Here is a 17,462-nt window from a genome sequence, read left to right on the forward strand (position 1 = left end):
TCTCAATGCGCCCTCCCAGGCTCGGGCGCGGCCCTTCGTTCGAAAACGTAACGCAGAGCGCAGAAGAACGATTTACCTCCGGCGGCAACCGTTTCCGGGTTTGTCAGCAGTCTGGCGCCCCGATCCACATCGGGGCGTTTTTGTCTGGATGGCGGATTCGCAGGCAGGCACAGGCAGGCGGCGCAGGGTCGGGCCGATGCCCCGGGTGGCAAGGAAAGACTGTGACCGGCGCGGCGGAAACTGGGCGCAACCAGCTGAAACACTGCGTTTTTTGCCGGTTTTGAACCAAAAACACGCAAAATCGGCACAGTCACGCGGATTTTGGGGCCAACACCCTGATTTTGATATTCTCACAACATGGGGTATGGTAGAAAAACCAAAACACAAGAACCTACGAGGCAGTATGATGGCAACCAAATCAACACGGTCCTCTCGGACCAGAAAGACCCCCGTGGCAACAAAATCCTCAACACCCGCCCCCGTAACCGCAATTGATGGCAAGGCGCCCGCCGCTGCCGCAGCAGCGACACCCACCGTCGTGGAGGCACCGCAATCGGTGATCCTGGGCCCCGTCATGCGCAAGAAAGAGCTGATCGACCAGGTCGTGAAACGCTCCGGCATCAAGAAGAAAGACGCCAAGCCCGTCGTCGAATCCCTGCTTTCCGTGCTGGGCGAGGCGCTCGCCGACAACCGCGAACTGGTCCTGCCGCCCTTTGGCAAGGTCAAGGTCCGCCGTGAAAAGCAGATGCCGAATGGCCGCGTCATGGTGGTCAAGGTGCGCCAGTCCGCACCGCCGCAACCCGGCCCGTCCGACAAGCTGCCCGACGCGGCCGAGTAACAGCTTTTTCGCATCTCCTCTTGCAACGGCCCGCGCGATTGTCTAATTCGCGCGGCAAGGGTGATTAGCTCAGTGGTAGAGCGCTTCGTTCACATCGAAGATGTCAGGAGTTCAAATCTCTTATCACCCACCATTTTTCCTGCGTTTCGTTTGATCTGACCGGGCGGCTTGCTGAGAGCCTGACCGACGCGCGCCCTGCGGGCAGCTGGGTCAGGAGTTCAAATCTCTTATCACCCACCATTTTTCCTCGCGTTTCGTTTGATCTGACCGGGCGGCTTGCTGAGAGCCTGACCGACGCGCGCCCTGCGGGCACACTGGGTCAGGAGTTCAAATCTCTTATCACCCACCATATTTCCTGCGTTTCGTATGTTCTGACCGGATGGCTTGCTGAGAGCCTGACCGACGCGCGCCCTGCGGGCACTCTGGGTCAGGAGTTCAAATCTCTTATCACCCACCATTCTTCTACTGTTGTTCAGGTCGTCGGGTCGCGGTTCCCTTGAGAGCCTGACCGAAGCGCGCCCTTAGGCTTCGAAACACCTGCGTCGGAATTTGGCATTTCCATCCGGCAACACCCCGGATATGGCTGTCTGCACCCGACGGAACGACGCAGGCGGCAATCACGTGACGACATATCCGAAAATCTGGTTCCTGCGCCACGGCCAAACGGAATGGAACAAGGTATCGAGGCTGCAGGGCCAGCTCGATTCCCCGCTGACCGACCAGGGGCTGGCAGAGGCGCGGCGGCAGGCGGCGCTGATGCCCCCGATCCTTGCAGATGAGCCGGCGCTTTTTGCCTCTCCGCTTGGCCGGGCACGGCAGACGGCGGATATCGCACTGGGGCAAAGGCCGTACCGGACCGACCCGCGGCTGATGGAAATCCACGCGGGCCACTGGCAGGGGCTGCTGCGCGACGAGATCATGGCCCGGCATCCCGATTGGGCGGCCACCGATCCCACAGCGCTTGAGATCTACGAGGCGGCCGAGGGCGGCGAGGGGCTGACGGCGTTTCACGCCCGCATCCGCGACTTCATGCGCAGCCTCGACGGCCCCACTGTCATTGTCGCTCATGGGCTGCTGGGACAGGTGCTGCGGGCCGAGGCCCGTGGCCTGCCGCTGGCCGAGGCCGGCCGCCTGTCGAACCTGCAAGGCTGCGTCTACCTGCTTGAAAACGGGGTGGAAACACGGCTGGACCTGCCGGAGTGAGCCGGATGCCGCCGCTCTATATCCTGCGCCATGGCGAGACGACCTGGAACGCCTCGGGCCGTTTGCAGGGCCATTTCCATGCCGATCTGACCGACCGGGGCAGGGCCCAGGCCGAGACCCAGCGCCAGATCCTGGCAGCGCGCGACCTGACCGGTTTCCAAATCCTCAGCAGCCCGCAGGGCCGGGCGGTGCAGACCGCCCGCATCGTGATGCAAGCCGTTCCCGGCCCCTTGCAGACCGAAGCGGCGCTGGCCGAAATCGGCCTCGGCGGCTGGGCCGGGGAAACCCGCGCCGATCTGATCGCGCAGACCGGTGCACAGGACGGGTTTGCGCTTTATGATCTGGCACCGGGGGGCGAGGGGCTGGCGGCCCTGCACGACCGCTGCAGCGCCTTTCTGGCGCGGCTGACGCAGCCCTCGGTGCTGGTGACCCATGGCATCACCTCGCGCATGCTGCGCCTGATCCTGACCGGCCGCCCGCCCCGCGATCTGCGCGTCATCGACGGCGGGCAGGGGGTTGTATTCTACGTTGATGGCGGGGTGCAAACCCGACTGACTTTAGGGGCTTGAAGCCGCCCCCCGCCTTGCGCTAAGAGAGCCGGGCCGGGTCGTTAGCTCAGTTGGTAGAGCGCTTCGTTTACACCGAAGATGTCGGGAGTTCGAGCCTCTCACGACCCACCATCCTTCACCGTCAGATCAAGATGATAGCGAGGCTTTCCCTTGCAGGCCCGACCGACGCGCGCCGCTGCGCGGCGCTCTGGGTCGGGAGATCGAGCCTCTCACGACCCACCATCCTTCACTTTCTGATCAGGGTTATAGGGAGGCTTTCCCTTGCAGGCCCGACCGACGCGCACCGCTGCGCGGCACTCTGGGTCGGGAGTTCGAGCCTCTCACGACCCACCATCCTTCACTTTCTGATCAGGGTTATAGGGAGGCTTTCCCTTGCAGGCCCGACCGACGCGCGCCGCTGCGCGGCACTCTGGGTCTGGCGTTCGAGCCTCTCACGACCCACCATCCTTCACCGTCAGATCAAGATGATTGGGACGCTTTCCCTTGCAGGCCCGACCGACGCGCGCCGCTGCGCGGCACTCTGGGTCTGGCGTTCGAGCCTCTCACGACCCACCATCCTTCACCGTCAGATCAAGATGATAGGGAGGCTTTCCCTTGTAGGCCCGACCGACGCGCACCGCTGCGCGGCACTCTGGGTCTGGCGTTCGAGCCTCTCATGACCCACCATCCTTCAGGACTTCACATTTTCAAGATACTGGTGTGCGAATTCCGGATCCGCGGCTGCCATTTTCTTGAGCGTATCTTTGAAGTAGTCTGACACCGCTTCGATGGTTTCCGGTTTGAGCTCTTGCTTGTACCGGCCCGGCACGACGTCGGAACCTATCCATTCATTACCAATCCATTTGGCGTTGTTTTCGACGGTTTCGGGACGTTCGTCTTCCAGCAATTTCCAAGCATTGGGCGACGGCGTTACACCTGTGATCTCGATGACTTTCTTGATGAAGCTGTCAAAATCGCAGCATAGTTGTGCATATGTTGCAACTACGTAGGATCCCTGCGGCGCGTTTTCGATCAGCCAAAATATGTTCTTGTAGTAATCATTCTCAGTGCTTTTCGCGATCCGGTCCAAAACCCACCGGTCAATACCCATTTCCTTTACACGTTGAATGCGTTTTTCCCGTTGTTCTTCAGTCTCTTTGGTCGGGTGTGAAAACTGCCAAAAGTAACTATTGCAAATGCGGTCTCGCGGATCACGGAAGTTGATCATGTACTTGTAGTCCGTGAGCGGCATGTTACGGTTCAAGCTTGGCGGATGGTTGAAGAGAAGGAACTTGCCATCTTTCGGGGGCACCAGTGACGAGACTTCGTCCTTGGCATGAGTCTCTAGTGCCTTGTCGTAGAATCTGACGTATTCCATGGAACGGTTCAAGACCGTAGTAATGATACGTGCGATTGAAGTGGTGGCGCTAGTCTGCGAAGTTAGGAAAAAAATTGATTTCATGCGGTGCCTCCTGTCCGAACAGCAAATTTCATTGTAAGAGCCGATACTCGGCCGGATCGCTCTTCAGCGTTTATCTCAAGACTGTTTCGGATGTCCATGGTGTCGGCGTGAAGAGCAAGCAGCGGCTTAGAATCTCCGCCGCACAGAAGGCCAGCCAAAAGGGGTGAATTTTGATTGTTACGGGAATTGCCCTTCAAGAGGATGTCTGGTTCGTTAGATAGTGCGCTATGCGATAGGCTTCGAGCACTGCTCTTCTGGAACGTTATTGCTCTGGTTCAGATCGCTGAATTTGTATATTGGCACTCTTGCCGTGCGTGCATCCCGGCGGGGGAGACAATAACATTGGGCGCAGTAGCCTGGGACAGTCAAAGAGCTGATTAAAATGAAGATAATGTTTGTTTGGAACGAATTATGACAACTAAAATTCTCGACTGCACCTTTCGTGACGGTGGATACTACAACGCCTGGGACTTCTCTCCGGCACTCATCGAGGAATACCTGATCGCGATGAAGGCGGCTCAGGTAGATGTCGTCGAACTCGGTTTCCGATTCTTGCAGAACAATGGCTTCAAGGGTGCTTGCGCCTATACAACTGATGATTTTTTACGCAGCCTGACGATCCCGGCTGACCTCGAAGTTGCCGTGATGGTGAATGGGGCAGATCTTTGCACCGACCTTGGCTGCATCCCTGCGCTCGAACGTCTGTTCCCGGAAAAAGCGGATACCACACCGGTAGACATTGTGCGCTTCGCCTGCCACTTCCGCGAACTTCCGGAAGCTCTTCCGGCAGCCGCTTGGCTGGTTGAACGTGGTTATCGCGTGGGCTTCAACCTGATGCAAATCGCCGATCGCTCACAGCAGGAAGTAGAGGATTTGGCGCGTATGGCGTCAGAGTGCCCGATTGAGGTTCTCTACTTTGCGGACAGCATGGGGAGCATGACTCCGGATGATGCGGCCCGTATCGTGGGTTGGTTGCAATCGGGTTGGGAAGGACCGCTTGGCATTCACACGCACGATAATTTGGGGCTGGGGCTGTCGAATACGCTCCGCGCGCATTCTGCGGGCGTGACCTGGCTCGATGCGACGGTTACCGGCATGGGACGGGGGCCAGGCAATACCCGTACCGAGGAACTCGCGATCGAAGCGGAGGCGCTTCGCGATCGGTCGGCCAATCTTGTGCCGCTGATGACGCTTATCCGGAAGCACTTTGGGCCGATGCGGACTAAGTATGGCTGGGGCACCAATCCCTACTACTTCCTATCGGGCAAGTACGGAATCCACCCGACCTATATTCAGGAAATGATAGGCGACTCGCGGTTCGACGAGGAAGACATTCTCGCGGTGATCCAGCACCTGCGGGAAGAGGGGGGCAAGAGCTTCAGCTTCAACACTCTCGATGGTGCGAGACAATTTTACAAGGGCGAGCCACGCGGAACCTGGGCACCGTCGGAGATGATGGCGGACCGAGAGGTCCTCATCCTCGGCACGGGGCCGGGTGCTACAGCGCACCGCGCGGCGCTTGAGGCTTACATTCGCCGTGAGAGGCCCGTCGTGATTGCCCTGAATACGCAGCAGGCGATTGACACCGACCTAATTGATTTGCGCGTCGCGTGTCATCCGGTTCGGTTGCTGGCGGATGCTGAAACACACGCCAGCTTGCCGCAACCTCTGATCACGCCGGCTTCCATGCTTCCGGCTGGTCTTCGTAACGAGCTTGAGGGAAAGGAACTTCTCGATTTCGGGCTCGGCATCACCCCGGACAAGTTCGAGTTTCACGAAACCCACTGTAATGCTCCGTCATCGCTTGTCCTGGGCTATGCCCTTGCCGTGGCAACGAGCGGGAAAGCTGCGCATATACTAATGGCCGGATTCGACGGTTATCCCGAAGGCGACCTGCGAAACCAAGAAGTAGAAGCCATGTTTGCGACTTTCGCCGACTCCGGGGCGATAGAGCATCTGACTTCCGTCACACCCACCAGCTACAAGGGCCTTCCGGTCCGAAGCATCTACGGATTCTGATATCATGCGCGCTTGTGTCATCATCCCAGCCCGCTACGCCTCAACCCGGTTTCCCGGGAAACCTTTGGTGGAACTTCTGGGTAAACCCATGATCCTGTGGGTTGCGGAGCTTTCCGCCCGCGCCGTCGGTCAGGAACATGTCTATATCGCAACCGAGGACGAACGCATCGCCGATGTGGCCCGTGAGGCTGGGTTTCAGCCTCTCATGACGAGCTCTGAGGCACTGACCGGCACCGATAGATTGTCCGAAGCTGCGTCCATGATCGATTATGACATTTACGTCAACGTCCAAGGGGATGAACCTTTGGTCGAGCCTGCGGATATCCGCCGCTGTATTGAGTTGAAGACTGAACAGCCGGAGATGATTTTTAATGGCTTCTGCTGGATCGGTGCAGACGAGGACCCTACCAGCGTCAACATTCCTAAAGTAATCACCACCGAGGACGGCGTTATGGTCTACATGTCTCGGACGGCGCTGCCGGGTTTCAAGGATCCCAAGTATGCACCCGAGCGGTACATGAAGCAGGTGTGCATCTATGGCTTTTCCGGGGAAGAGTTGGCGGCCTATGGTGCTTTCGGACGCAAGAGTACATTGGAAAAGGCGGAGGACATCGAGATCCTTCGCTTCCTCGAACTCGGTAGTAAGATATTTATGTACGAATGCCGGCCTGGCAGCCTCGCGGTTGACGTTGAGGAAGACGTGGCGAAGGTCGAAGCGGCATTGCAGGCACGGCGTTCCTTGTGAATACAAACCTGTCACACTACGGTACGCTGGTGTTCGATTGCGACGGCGTGGTTCTTGATTCCAACCAGGTCAAGACTGCCGCTTTTCGCAGCGCGGCAATGCCTTATGGCGCGGCGGCGGCTGATGCGCTGGTCGCGTATCATGTGGCGAATGGCGGGATATCACGATACGTCAAATTCGCGCATTTCCTCGAACGGATCGTGCCCGAACATGGGGCAGGTGCTGTTCCGGGGCGTGACGGCCCGGATCACGAGGCATTGCTCCAGATCTATGCAGAGACCGTTCGAGACGGGCTGATGAACTGCGGGATCGCCACAGGCCTGGAGCAGTTGCGGAGTAAAACCCGGGGTGCCAACTGGCTGATTGTGTCGGGAGGCGACCAGAACGAGCTGCGCGAAGTTTTCGCGGCGCGTGGCATTTCCGATCTGTTCGACGGCGGAATATTCGGCAGCCCGGACACCAAGAGCATGATCCTGGACCGCGAGCTTTCGGTCGGCAATATCTCCGGGCCGGCGCTTTTCCTGGGTGACAGCCGCCTTGACCACGAAGCCGCCTCTGCCGCAGGGCTGGATTTCATCTTCGTCCACGGCTGGACCGACCTGGCCGACTGGCCGGCCTACGTTGAGCAAAATGACATCATCACAATTGCCGGTGTTGGCGATCTTGCCAGCTGAGGGATTGCGGTGACCGCTTTGGTTACCGCAGTCTAACGGCGGATACGCTCCACCATCTCGCTCCCCCAAACCCCCTCAAAGATCCAGATCGACCCAGACCGGGACGTGGTCCGAAGGTTTGTCGCGGCCGCGGATGTCGCGGTCGATCTGGCAGTCGCGCAGCAGGTCGGCGCAGGCGGGGGACAGCAGGAAATGGTCGATCCGGATGCCGTTGTTGCGGTTCCAGGCACCGGCCTGGTAATCCCAGAAACTGTAGTGGCCGGGGCCCTGGGTGCGGGCGCGGAAGGCCTCGGTCAGGCCCAGGTTCAGCAGCCTGCGCCACTTTTCGCGGGACTCGGGGCGGAACAGCGCATCGTCGCGCCAGCTTTCCGGTTTTGCCGCATCCTCGGCCTGGGGGATAATGTTGTAATCGCCCGCCATCAGAAAGGGCGTTTCCTCGGCCAGCAGGCATTCGGCGCGGGCGCGCAGCCGGTCCATCCAGCCCAGTTTATAGGCAAATTTGCCCCCCGCGACCGGCGCGCCATCTGCGTCCAGCTCCACCGGGTTGCCGTTGGGCAGGTAGAGCCCGCAGAGGCGCAGTGCCGCGTTTTCGCCGACAATCGTGGCCTCGATATAGCGGGCCTGTTCGTCTGCTGTATCGCCGGGCAACCCGCGGGTCACATCCTCCAGCGGGAGTTTTGAAAGGATCGCCACGCCGTTGAAGGATTTCTGGCCGTGGGTTTCGACGTTATAGCCGCGCTCCTCGAAGATTTCGCGGGGAAAGGCCTCGTCCACCGACTTGATCTCTTGCAAAAGCACCACATCGGGCTGCGCCTCGTCCAGCCAGGCGGGCAGGGCCTCGGCACGGGCCTTTATGCCGTTGATGTTGAAGGTGGCAATTTTCATCATCTCACTCCCTGCAGGCTGAGGGAGCTATCGCCGATCTGGGGCAGCGGGGCAAGGGGCAGGGGCGGCGATCTGGCAAGGGCGCGCAGGCCGGGGGCAGGATCCGGGGCTCAGGACGCGCCGATCCTACATCGAGAAGGAGGTGCCGCAGCCGCAGGCGGAGGTGGCATTCGGGTTCTCGATCACGAAGCGCGCGCCGATCAGCTCTTCGGAAAAATCGATCACCGCATTGGCGAGGAAGGGCAGCGAGATGCTGTCCACCACCACCTTTTGCCCCGATCCTTCCAGGATCAGGTCATCTTCCCTGGGGTCATCCAGTGCGATGTCATATTGAAAGCCGGAGCAGCCACCGCCTTCGACCGCGACGCGCAATGCCTTGCCCTGATCGCCTGCGCCGATCTCGGCCAGGCGTTCAAAGGCGCGGGAGGTGACTTTGGGCGGCAGGTTCATGGCGCGTCTCCGTTCTGCAATGCTGGGCCGGTTTTCATCCCCGGTTGCTTGCAATATAGAAGTCCGCAGGACAGGCTACAAGGACCGGCCAGATGCACGCGCCCTATGCCTCTGATCCGACGCGCGCCCGGGGACGGCGTGTGGCGGAGGAGGAAAGCACGTTTCGTTCCTGCTATCAGCGGGACCGGGACAGGATCATTCATGCCAGCGCCTTTCGCAGGCTCAAGCACAAGACCCAGGTTTTTGTGGAACATGAGGGTGATTATTATCGCACCCGGCTGACCCATTCGATCGAGGTGGCGCAGGTGGCGCGCACCATCGCCGGGGCGCTGGGGCTGAATGGCGAGCTGACCGAGGCGGTGGCGCTGGCGCATGATCTGGGCCACACGCCCTTTGGCCATACCGGAGAGGATGCGCTGCATGCGCTGATGGCCCCCTATGGCGGGTTTGATCACAACGCCCAGGCGATCCGCATCGTGACCCGGCTGGAACGCCATTATGCCGAATTCGACGGGCTGAACCTGACCTGGGACACGCTGGAAGGCATTGCCAAGCATAATGGCCCTGTGACGCCCCTGCGGGGCGATGGCCAGATTGTGGGCGAACTGCCCTATGCGCTGGCGGAATATGACGCCCAGCATGACCTTGAGCTTCATACCCACGCCAGTGCCGAGGCACAGGTGGCGGCGCTTTCCGATGACATCGCCTATAACAACCACGATCTGCATGACGGGCTGCGCGCGGGGCTGTTCACCGAGGATGAGATTGCCGAACTGCCGCTGGTCGGGCCGGCCTATGCGCAGGTGGACAGGCTTTATCCCGAGACTGACAGCTACCGGCGGCGGCACGAGGCGCTGCGGCGGGTGTTCGGGGTGATGGTTGCAGATGTGATCGACACGTCACGGGCGCTGCTGGAAGGGTCGGGGGCGCAAAGCCCCGCAGAGATCCGCCATCTGGGCCGTCCGGTGATCCGTTTTTCACCCGCGATGTGGCAGGATCTGCGCCAGATCCGCGATTTCCTCTTTGCACGCATGTACCGCGCGCCCCAGGTGATGGCAGAGCGGGCCCGAGTCACCAAGGTGGTGGAGGAGCTGTTTCCGCTGTTTCTGGCACAGCCCGACCTGATGCCGCGCCACTGGGCGCGCCAAATCGAGGAGGCGGCGCAGGACCGGACCACGCTGGCGCGCATGGTGTCGGATTATATTGCCGGCATGACCGACCGCTTCGCCCTGCAGGAACACGCGCGGCTGATCGGCACCTCCTGAGCGCCTGCCGCTGCGAAGGTTGGCAAAGAGCCCAACTTGCGTTTTCAAAGTGAAGCCCAATTGCCAAAGCAAAGCTTTGGCAGCGCCCGAACCGCCCGCGTCACCGACAGAGCCAGGGCATCGCCTTGGCGGAGGCGTCGTGACCTGTTTTCGGATGTTGGACAGGGCAGCGATGTCCACTCACCAGACCTCGATACGCATCGCGTCTAAGGTCCGGTCTGGGGGAACGGCTTGATGGCCGGGTCAGGATCGCCCGGCATCCGCCCCGCGCGGCCCGTCCCGATTGACTGTCCCCGGCAAGATGATAGACGAGCCTGAGACGAAGGAACTTTCCAATGAACCTATTTGCCGACATCCGCGATGTGATCCTGAACTGCCTTGACCAACTGGTCGCCGAGGGCGTGCTGCCCGGGGGCCTGAACACCGACCCGATCACGGCGGAACCGCCGCGCGATCCCGCGCATGGCGACATGGCGACCAATGCCGCGATGGTGCTGGCAAAGCCCGCCGCGATGAAACCGCGCGACATTGCCGATGCGCTGGCCGCAAAGCTGACCGACGATCCGCGCATCACCTCGGCAGAGGTGGCGGGGCCGGGGTTCCTGAACCTGCGGCTTGCGCCCTCCGTCTGGCAGGGCATCGCGGGCGCGGTGCTGACCGAGGGCACCGATTTCGGGCGCGGCAGCCTTGGCGCGGGGCGCAGGGTGAATGTGGAATATGTTTCCGCCAACCCCACCGGACCGCTGCATGTGGGCCATACCCGGGGTGCGGTCTTTGGCGATGCGCTGGCCAGCCTGCTGGACTTCGCAGGCTTTGACGTGACCCGTGAATATTACATCAACGACGGCGGCGCGCAGGTCGATGTGCTGGCGCGCTCGGTCTACCTGCGCTACCTCGAAGCGTATGGCCAGGAGGTCGCCTTTCCGGACGGCACCTATCCCGGTGATTACCTGATCGCGGTGGGCGAGGCGCTGAAGGCCAAGGTGGGCGATGCCTATCTCGACAAGGGCGAGCAATTCTGGCTGGAAGACGTGCGCAACTTTGCCACCGATGCGATGATGGACCTCATTCGCGCCGACCTGAAGTCGCTGGGCGTCGAGATGGATGTCTTCTATTCGGAAAAGTCGCTTTACGGCACCGGCCGGATCGAAGCGGCGCTGGAAGATCTCAAGGGCAAGGGCCTGATCTATGAGGGCGTGCTGGAGCCGCCCAAGGGCAAGAAGCCCGAAGATTGGGAACCGCGCGAGCAGACCCTGTTCAGATCCACCGAACATGGCGACGACGTGGACCGTCCGGTGATGAAATCCGATGGCGGCTGGACCTATTTCGCGCCCGACATCGCCTATCACTATGACAAGGTGCAGCGTGGGTTCGACCTGTTGATCGACGTCTTCGGCGCCGATCACGGCGGCTATGTCAAACGGATGAAGGCGGCGGTTTCGGCGCTGTCGGGGGGCAAGGTGCCGCTCGATATCAAGCTGACCCAGCTGGTGAAACTGTTCAAGAACGGCGAGCCGTTCAAGATGTCGAAACGGGCAGGGACCTTTGTGACCCTGCGCGACGTGGTGGATCAGGTGGGGCCGGATGTGACCCGTTTCGTCATGCTGACCCGCAAGAACGATGCGATGCTGGATTTCGATTTCGACAAGGTGCTTGAGCAATCGCGCGAGAACCCGGTGTTCTATGTGCAATATGCCCATGCGCGGGTGTCCTCCGTGCTGCGCAAGGCGGCAGAGGCCGGCATGACGCTCGACGATGCGGCGCTGGCACAGGCGGATCTGTCGCTTCTGGATCACGAGGCGGAGATTGCCCTGCTGCGCAAGATCGGCGAATGGCCCCGGCTGGTGGAAATTGCCGCCCGGACCAATGAGCCGCATCGGGTGGCCTTTTATCTCTACGAACTGGCCGGAGAATTCCACGGATTGTGGAACCGGGGCAACGAGGTGCCTTCGCTCCGCTTCCTGCAGGAGGACAACCCGAAGGCCACGATGGCAAAAATTGCGCTCGCGCGGTCCGCGGCGATTGTAATTGCGGCAGGTCTTGGTATTCTTGGGGTCACTCCGGCGCAAGAGATGCGATAACGCACGAGCAACGGCGCTGACAGGCAACCCCATATCCAGACCCGCGCGGCGATGTATCTCGCGGGCAGTGAGGCAAAAATGGCAGAATTCACCTCTTCCCCCATGGCGGGGGATTACTCCTTTGAATCCGCAGCTGATTCCGGCCTGACATCCACCGCCAGAAGCTTGAAAAAGCTGACAAATCTGGCAGGTGCCATGGTGTCGCTGGCGCTGATTGCGGGGATCGGGGTCTGGGGGTACAAACTGCTTGTCCGCGACGTCAGCGGCATTCCCGTGGTCCGGGCGGCCAGCGGCGAAATGCGCATCCGCCCCGAAGATCCGGGCGGCGAACTGGCCGACCATCAGGGATTGTCCGTCAATGTGATCGCCGCCGAAGGCAGTGCCGGCCGGCCCGCCGATCAGCTGCGTCTGGCCCCCAGACCGGTCGATCTGTCCGATGAGGATCAGGTGGTTCAGGCGGCCATGGTGACAGATGCGCCACAGCAGCAAGCGCCCGCCGCCGCCGCCCCTGCCGCACAGGTTTCGGCCGATGAGGTGGCAAGCGCGCTTGCGAGCGGGGAGGTGGATGATCTGGTGGCCAAGCTGACAGATGGTGTCGCCCCGCTGACCGGGATCGAGGATGAAACCGATGCCATCGTGGCCGAGGTCACCCAGGACGTGGTGGCCGAGGTTGTCGAATCCGAAGAACGCCTTGCCGGCGTGATCGACGGGCCCGGCGTGCGCCATTCCCTGCGCCCCAAGCGGCGCCCCGCCACCCGCGCCGTTGTCACCCCGGCGGCGCTGACCACACAAAGCGCCGATACCGCGTCAGAAGAAGTGGATGCCGCCAATCTGCCCGCAGGCACCCGGCTGGCGCAGCTGGGCGCCTTCGACAGCGCCGAGGTGGCGCGCGAGCAATGGGATCAGCTGCAGAACCGGTTCAGCGCCTATCTGGGTGACAAGAAACGGGTGGTGCAAAAGGCCTCCAGCGGGGGGCGGGTGTTCTACCGCCTGCGCGCCATGGGCTTTGAAGACATCGCCGATGCGCGCCGCTTCTGTTCGGCGCTGGTGGCAGAGAATGCCGATTGCATTCCCGTGGTAACACGCTGATGCCCCCCTTTGGGGAAACGTCAGCGCGCCCCTTTGGGGAAACGTCAACGCGCCCCTTTGGGGAACTGTCAACGCGCCCCTTTGGGGAACTGTCAACGCGCCCCTTTGGGGCGACCATCCTCGATGCGGACGGGCTGACCCTCTCTGCGGAGGAAAAGGCGTTTTTCCGCGACACGCGGCCCTTTGGCTTTATCCTCTTTGCCCGCAACATCGACACGCCGGATCAGGTCCGCGCGCTCTGCGATGAATTGCGCGAGGCGGCAGGGCATGAGGCGGTCATCACCATTGATCAGGAAGGCGGACGCGTGCAGCGCCTGCGCGCGCCGCACTGGCGCGAATGGCTGCCGCCGCTCGATTTCGTGGCCCTGGCCGGGCGCGGGGCGGAACGGGCGATGTATCTGCGCCACCGCATCATCGCGGATGAGCTTGCGGCGCTTGGCATCGACAGCAATTGCGCCCCGATGGTCGATGTGGCGGGCCACCAGACCCACCAGTTCCTGCGCAACCGCTGCTATGGCAGCGAGCCTGCTCGCGTTGCCACCCTGGGCCGCGCCGCAGGGCAGGGGATGCTGGACGGCGGGGTGCTGCCGGTGGTCAAACATATCCCCGGCCATGGCCGCGCCACGATGGACAGCCATTTTGACCTGCCCCGCGTCGATGCCGCCCATGCGGATCTGACAGCGGTGGATTTCGCCCCCTTCAAGGCGCTGAACGACCTGCCGATGGGGATGACCGCCCATCTGGTCTATGACGCGATTGACCCCGCACCCGCGACCTGTTCGGCCCCGGTGATGCGCCTGATCCGCGAGGAGATCGGCTTTGACAATCTGATCATGACCGACGACCTGTCGATGAAGGCGCTGGCGGGCAGCCATGTGGCAAGCACCCGCGCCGCACTGGCGGCGGGCTGCGATGTGGCGCTTTACTGCAACCAGCCGCTGGCGGACCGGATCGCGGTGGCCGAGGCGGCAGGCGAGATGACAAAAGCCGCCCAGACCCGCGCGGAGCGTGCCCTGTCGATGCGCAAACGCCCCGACGACGTTGACATTCCCGCACTGGAAAGCGAACTTGAAGCGCTTTTGGGCGGGACGGGGCATGGCTGAATCCACATTCGAGGAAGATATTGTTTCGGTTGCCGAAAGGCGCGCCGCCGAAGCGCTGATTGTCGATGTGGATGGGTTTGAGGGGCCGCTGGACCTGCTGCTGACCCTCAGCCGCACCCAGAAAGTTGATCTGCGTAAGGTGTCGGTGCTGCAACTGGCGCGGCAATACCTGGCCTTTGTGGACAAGGCCAAGGCCCTGCGGCTGGAACTGGCCGCCGATTATCTGGTGATGGCGGCCTGGCTCGCCTTTCTGAAATCCCGCCTGTTGCTGCCGCCGGATCCCACGGAAGAGGGCCCCTCGGGCGAGGAACTGGCCGCGCATCTGGCGTTTCAGCTGGAGCGGCTGCAGGCGATGCGCGACGCCGCCGCGCGGCTGATGGCGCGCGACCAGCTGGGGCGCGATTTTTTCGCGCGTGGCCAGACCCATGAAATCCGCCGGGTGCGCCGGGTGACCTATACCGCCACCCTGCTGGACCTGATGCAGGGCTATGCCCGGATCCGCACCCGCGACGAATTCCGCCCCTTTGTCATGGACCGGGACGCGGTATTCACCATGGAACAGGCGCTGGAACGGATGCGCGGCCTGATCGGCTATGCCGGGGAATGGGGCGACTTGATGAGCTATCTGCCCGAAGGCTGGGAAAGCGACCCGGTGCGCCGCCGCTCCGCCACGGCATCGACCTTTGCCGCCTCTCTCGAACTGGTAAAAGAGGGCCATCTGGAGATCCGGCAATCGGAGGTCTTTGCCCCGATCCAGCTGCGAAAAAGGGATGTACCGCGTGGCGGATGATATTGAAGAAAAAGAAGAAAGCCTGTTCGAGGCCCCGCCGATGGCCGAACAGGAACGGATGATCGAGGCGGTGCTTTTCGCCACCTCCGAGCCGATCACCCTCAAGGAGCTGGAGGCGCGGCTGCCGCATGGCTGCGACGCGGGCGAGGCCATGGTGCACCTGCGCCGCCGTTACGAGGGGCGCGGCGTGCAGGTCTCCAAGGTCGGGGATGGCTATGCGATGCGCACAGCGGCCGATCTGGGCTTTCTGATGCAGAAGGAAACCGTCGAGGTCCGCAAGCTGAGCCGTGCCGCCATCGAAACACTGGCGATCATCGCCTATCACCAGCCCGTCACCCGCGCCGAAATCGAGGAGATCCGCGGCGTCTCGGTCAGCCGGGGCACGGTGGATCAATTGCTGGAACTGGAATGGATTCGCTTTGGCCGCCGCAAGATGACACCGGGCCGCCCGGTGACCTTTGTGGTGACCGAAGGTTTCCTGGATCATTTCGGGCTGGAAAACGCCCGCGACCTGCCGGGATTGAAGGAATTGCGCGCTGCCGGTCTGCTGGAAAACCGGCCACCCCCCGGCACCCTGCCGCTGATGGGCGAAGGCGAGGACGAGGAAGAGAGCACCGAGGGCCAGAGCGAGCTTTTCGAGGATTGATGCCGATGGCCGGTTTTCTGCTCCGATCAGCCTGAAAATTGCCGCAATACGTGCTATATAGGGGGTGAGGTAAAAAGGGGTCAGTCAATGAACCAGATTATCAACATGATTATCCGCCAGGTCATGCATCAGCTGGTGCGGCGCGGCGTGAACGCCGGATTCGACCAGGCGTCGAAGATCGGCAAGCGCCGCAATCAGCCCGAAGTGGACGCGGACGGCAACCCGGTGCAGCAGCGCCAGCTGACGCCTGAGGAACGCGCAGAGCGGCGCGCCCGGCGTCAGGCGCGCCAGAATACCGGCCATGCCAAGCAATCCATGAAGGCGATGCGCCGCTTCTCGAAGTTCTGAGGCGTTTTTCCGGCGAGGGTGTCTTGCGCGGCAGGCGCTGCGCAGGGATATTTTCTTGCCAAAAAGAGCAGGGGTGTCAGGCAGCTTTGAAATGTTTGCTGAGTTTCAGCCCCTGTCCCTGATAGTTCGACGCGATGCCCGCCCCGTAAAGCTGTGTGGGCCTTTCGGTCATGCGCTCATAGATCAGCCTGCCCACCACCTGGCCATGCTCCAGCACGAAGGGCGCTTCGTGGCAGCGGACTTCCAGCACGCCGCGTGATCCGCTGCCGCCCGCCGCGGCATGGCCGAACCCCGGATCGAAGAACCCCGCGTAATGCACCCGGAATTCACCCACCATCGCCAGATAGGGGGCCATTTCGGCGGCATAATCCGGCGGGATGGTCACCGCCTCGCGGCTGACCAGGATATAGAATGCGCCCGGATCGAGGATGATATGACCTTCGGTGCTGTGGACCTCTTCCCAGAAATCCGCCGCTGCATAATGGCCGATCAGATCAAGGTCGATCACCCCGGTATGGGGTTTGGCACGGTAGCCCACCAGCGTCGTGCCGGGCAGTTTCAGATCGACGGAAAAGCCCAGCCCGTCGTCGATCACCGGCTTGCCATCCACCAGCGGCGTCTGGTCGTGCAGGGCGCGCAGGGCCGCGTCGTCCAGCATGGCATCGCCCCGGCCAAAGCGGATCTGGTTCAGGCGCATGCCGGGGCGCACCAGCACCGAAAAGGAGCGGGGGCAGATCTCGGCATAAAGCGGCCCGGTATAGCCCGGCGCGATTCGGTCGAATTCGGTGCCGCCATCGGTGATCGTGCGGGTCAGCAGATCAAGCCGCCCGGTCGAGCTTTTGGCATTGGCCACGGCGGAAACATCGTCAGGCAGCGCCAGGGCCTCCATCAGCGGCACCAGATAGACACAGCCTTTTTCCAACACCGCACCCGGGGTCAGATCAACCTCGTGCATCTGGAATTCGCTCAGACGCTCCGCAACGCTCTTGCCGTGACCGGCCAGAAAGGAGGCGCGCACGCGAAAGGCACGGGTGCCAAGGCGCAGGTCAAGGCTGGCAGGCTGGATCTGGCCCGGAATGACCGGCAGGGCCGCGCTGATCTGACCTGCGTCGATCATGTCGCTGATCTGCTGGTTGGGGATCACGCCATGCATGACATCGCTCATCGGATCGGGCCTTTCAAAAACAAACGCCCGCGAACCACAAAGGGTGCGGGCGTTCGGATTGTTTGGTCGGGCTAGCAGGACTCGAACCTGCGACCTTCCGTCCCCCAGACGGACGCGCTACCAGGCTGCGCCATAGCCCGAACTCAGGCGG

At 61.8% G+C, this 17,462-nt stretch carries 17 protein-coding genes and 3 tRNA genes; 15 read left to right on the forward strand and 5 right to left on the reverse strand.

Annotated features, from left to right (window positions below):
* Nucleotides 1–451: 451 nt before the first annotated feature.
* From PVW51_RS20180 to PVW51_RS20200, 5 genes are all read left to right on the forward strand, one after another.
* Nucleotides 452–838, forward strand: a complete 387-nt coding sequence (locus PVW51_RS20180; RefSeq protein WP_269366498.1) for an HU family DNA-binding protein — start codon at nt 452–454, stop codon at nt 836–838.
* Nucleotides 839–896: 58 nt separating this feature from the next.
* Nucleotides 897–971: transfer RNA gene (locus PVW51_RS20185), tRNA-Val, on the forward strand.
* A 488-nt stretch (nt 972–1,459) separates the two neighbouring features.
* Nucleotides 1,460–2,041: a histidine phosphatase family protein gene (locus tag PVW51_RS20190; RefSeq protein WP_274577105.1), complete on the forward strand. Its 582-nt coding sequence runs from the start codon at nt 1,460–1,462 to the stop codon at nt 2,039–2,041.
* 5 nt (nt 2,042–2,046) lie between these two features.
* A complete protein-coding gene (locus tag PVW51_RS20195; RefSeq protein ID WP_274577106.1) occupies nt 2,047–2,610 on the forward strand; it encodes a histidine phosphatase family protein in 564 nt (187 codons plus the stop codon).
* A gap of 35 nt (nt 2,611–2,645) precedes the next feature.
* A tRNA-Val gene (locus tag PVW51_RS20200) sits at nt 2,646–2,721 on the forward strand.
* 559 nt (nt 2,722–3,280) lie between these two features.
* Here PVW51_RS20200 and PVW51_RS20205 read toward each other — a convergent pair.
* Nucleotides 3,281–4,051, reverse strand: a complete 771-nt coding sequence (locus PVW51_RS20205; protein WP_274577107.1) for a hypothetical protein — start codon at nt 4,049–4,051, stop codon at nt 3,281–3,283.
* A 411-nt stretch (nt 4,052–4,462) separates the two neighbouring features.
* Here PVW51_RS20205 and PVW51_RS20210 point away from each other — a divergent pair, with 411 nt between their 5' ends.
* Genes PVW51_RS20210 through PVW51_RS20220 form a run of 3 tightly spaced genes read left to right on the forward strand, consistent with a single transcriptional unit; the run spans nt 4,463 to nt 7,489 of the window.
* The gene (locus PVW51_RS20210) at nt 4,463–6,070 is read left to right on the forward strand and encodes an aldolase catalytic domain-containing protein (RefSeq protein ID WP_274577108.1); all 1,608 of its coding nucleotides are present in this window, start codon (nt 4,463–4,465) and stop codon (nt 6,068–6,070) included.
* 4 nt (nt 6,071–6,074) lie between these two features.
* Nucleotides 6,075–6,815 carry a 3-deoxy-manno-octulosonate cytidylyltransferase gene (locus tag PVW51_RS20215; RefSeq protein WP_274577109.1) on the forward strand — a complete coding sequence of 247 codons (741 nt, stop codon included), beginning with the start codon at nt 6,075–6,077 and terminating at the stop codon, nt 6,813–6,815.
* A complete protein-coding gene (locus PVW51_RS20220) occupies nt 6,812–7,489 on the forward strand; it encodes an HAD family hydrolase (RefSeq protein WP_274577110.1) in 678 nt (225 codons plus the stop codon). The genes PVW51_RS20215 and PVW51_RS20220 overlap by 4 nt, the downstream gene beginning before the upstream one ends.
* 75 nt (nt 7,490–7,564) lie before the next feature.
* On the opposite strand, the gene xth is transcribed toward PVW51_RS20220, so the two are convergent.
* Both xth and PVW51_RS20230 read right to left on the reverse strand, forming a co-directional pair.
* Nucleotides 7,565–8,374, reverse strand: coding sequence for an exodeoxyribonuclease III (xth, locus tag PVW51_RS20225; protein ID WP_274577111.1), 810 nt, complete (start codon nt 8,372–8,374; stop codon nt 7,565–7,567).
* A 126-nt stretch (nt 8,375–8,500) separates the two neighbouring features.
* Nucleotides 8,501–8,824, reverse strand: a complete 324-nt coding sequence (locus PVW51_RS20230) for a HesB/IscA family protein (RefSeq protein WP_269366480.1) — start codon at nt 8,822–8,824, stop codon at nt 8,501–8,503.
* A 92-nt stretch (nt 8,825–8,916) separates the two neighbouring features.
* Between PVW51_RS20230 and PVW51_RS20235 the strand changes: the two genes are divergently transcribed.
* The 7 genes from PVW51_RS20235 to PVW51_RS20265 all read left to right on the forward strand — a co-directional run bounded on the left by PVW51_RS20235 (nt 8,917) and on the right by PVW51_RS20265 (nt 16,146).
* Nucleotides 8,917–10,089, forward strand: coding sequence for a deoxyguanosinetriphosphate triphosphohydrolase (locus PVW51_RS20235; RefSeq protein WP_274577112.1), 1,173 nt, complete (start codon nt 8,917–8,919; stop codon nt 10,087–10,089).
* Nucleotides 10,090–10,424: 335 nt separating this feature from the next.
* Nucleotides 10,425–12,170 carry an arginine--tRNA ligase gene (gene argS / locus PVW51_RS20240; protein WP_274577113.1) on the forward strand — a complete coding sequence of 582 codons (1,746 nt, stop codon included), beginning with the start codon at nt 10,425–10,427 and terminating at the stop codon, nt 12,168–12,170.
* Nucleotides 12,171–12,248: 78 nt separating this feature from the next.
* A complete protein-coding gene (locus PVW51_RS20245; protein WP_274577114.1) occupies nt 12,249–13,259 on the forward strand; it encodes an SPOR domain-containing protein in 1,011 nt (336 codons plus the stop codon).
* A complete protein-coding gene (nagZ, locus tag PVW51_RS20250; RefSeq protein WP_274577115.1) occupies nt 13,259–14,362 on the forward strand; it encodes a beta-N-acetylhexosaminidase in 1,104 nt (367 codons plus the stop codon). Before PVW51_RS20245 ends, nagZ begins: the two co-directional genes overlap by 1 nt.
* Complete coding sequence (locus PVW51_RS20255; RefSeq protein ID WP_274577116.1) at nt 14,355–15,152, forward strand: segregation and condensation protein A; 798 nt, start codon at nt 14,355–14,357, stop codon at nt 15,150–15,152. The genes nagZ and PVW51_RS20255 overlap by 8 nt, the downstream gene beginning before the upstream one ends.
* Nucleotides 15,133–15,798, forward strand: a complete 666-nt coding sequence (gene scpB, locus PVW51_RS20260; RefSeq protein ID WP_443288520.1) for an SMC-Scp complex subunit ScpB — start codon at nt 15,133–15,135, stop codon at nt 15,796–15,798. Before PVW51_RS20255 ends, scpB begins: the two co-directional genes overlap by 20 nt.
* An 87-nt stretch (nt 15,799–15,885) precedes the next feature.
* Complete coding sequence (locus PVW51_RS20265; RefSeq protein ID WP_269366468.1) at nt 15,886–16,146, forward strand: hypothetical protein; 261 nt, start codon at nt 15,886–15,888, stop codon at nt 16,144–16,146.
* A 76-nt stretch (nt 16,147–16,222) separates the two neighbouring features.
* Here the strand turns inward: PVW51_RS20265 and PVW51_RS20270 are convergent, their stop codons facing one another.
* Both PVW51_RS20270 and PVW51_RS20275 read right to left on the reverse strand, forming a co-directional pair.
* Nucleotides 16,223–17,299 (reverse strand): 2'-deoxycytidine 5'-triphosphate deaminase, encoded by a 1,077-nt coding sequence (locus tag PVW51_RS20270; RefSeq protein WP_274577174.1) that lies wholly within the window; start codon nt 17,297–17,299, stop codon nt 16,223–16,225.
* Between the two features lie 75 nt (nt 17,300–17,374).
* Nucleotides 17,375–17,451 (reverse strand) — tRNA-Pro (locus tag PVW51_RS20275).
* Nucleotides 17,452–17,462: the final 11 nt, after the last annotated feature.

It is taken from the genome of Sulfitobacter sp. PR48 (assembly GCF_028807335.1).
Taxonomy (GTDB): Bacteria; Pseudomonadota; Alphaproteobacteria; order Rhodobacterales; family Rhodobacteraceae; genus Sulfitobacter.

Coding starts and splice junctions, on each gene's coding strand:
- PVW51_RS20195 (WP_274577106.1), top strand. CDS start 2,047: ATGCCGCCGCTCTATATCCTGCGCCATGGCGAGACGACCTGGAACGCC.
- PVW51_RS20205 (WP_274577107.1), bottom strand. CDS start 4,051: ATGAAATCAATTTTTTTCCTAACTTCGCAGACTAGCGCCACCACTTCA.
- PVW51_RS20210 (WP_274577108.1), top strand. CDS start 4,463: ATGACAACTAAAATTCTCGACTGCACCTTTCGTGACGGTGGATACTAC.
- PVW51_RS20215 (WP_274577109.1), top strand. CDS start 6,075: ATGCGCGCTTGTGTCATCATCCCAGCCCGCTACGCCTCAACCCGGTTT.
- xth (WP_274577111.1), bottom strand. CDS start 8,374: ATGAAAATTGCCACCTTCAACATCAACGGCATAAAGGCCCGTGCCGAG.
- PVW51_RS20230 (WP_269366480.1), bottom strand. CDS start 8,824: ATGAACCTGCCGCCCAAAGTCACCTCCCGCGCCTTTGAACGCCTGGCC.
- PVW51_RS20235 (WP_274577112.1), top strand. CDS start 8,917: ATGCACGCGCCCTATGCCTCTGATCCGACGCGCGCCCGGGGACGGCGT.
- argS (WP_274577113.1), top strand. CDS start 10,425: ATGAACCTATTTGCCGACATCCGCGATGTGATCCTGAACTGCCTTGAC.
- PVW51_RS20245 (WP_274577114.1), top strand. CDS start 12,249: ATGGCAGAATTCACCTCTTCCCCCATGGCGGGGGATTACTCCTTTGAA.
- nagZ (WP_274577115.1), top strand. CDS start 13,259: ATGCCCCCCTTTGGGGAAACGTCAGCGCGCCCCTTTGGGGAAACGTCA.
- PVW51_RS20255 (WP_274577116.1), top strand. CDS start 14,355: ATGGCTGAATCCACATTCGAGGAAGATATTGTTTCGGTTGCCGAAAGG.
- scpB (WP_443288520.1), top strand. CDS start 15,133: ATGTACCGCGTGGCGGATGATATTGAAGAAAAAGAAGAAAGCCTGTTC.
- PVW51_RS20265 (WP_269366468.1), top strand. CDS start 15,886: ATGAACCAGATTATCAACATGATTATCCGCCAGGTCATGCATCAGCTG.
- PVW51_RS20270 (WP_274577174.1), bottom strand. CDS start 17,299: ATGCATGGCGTGATCCCCAACCAGCAGATCAGCGACATGATCGACGCA.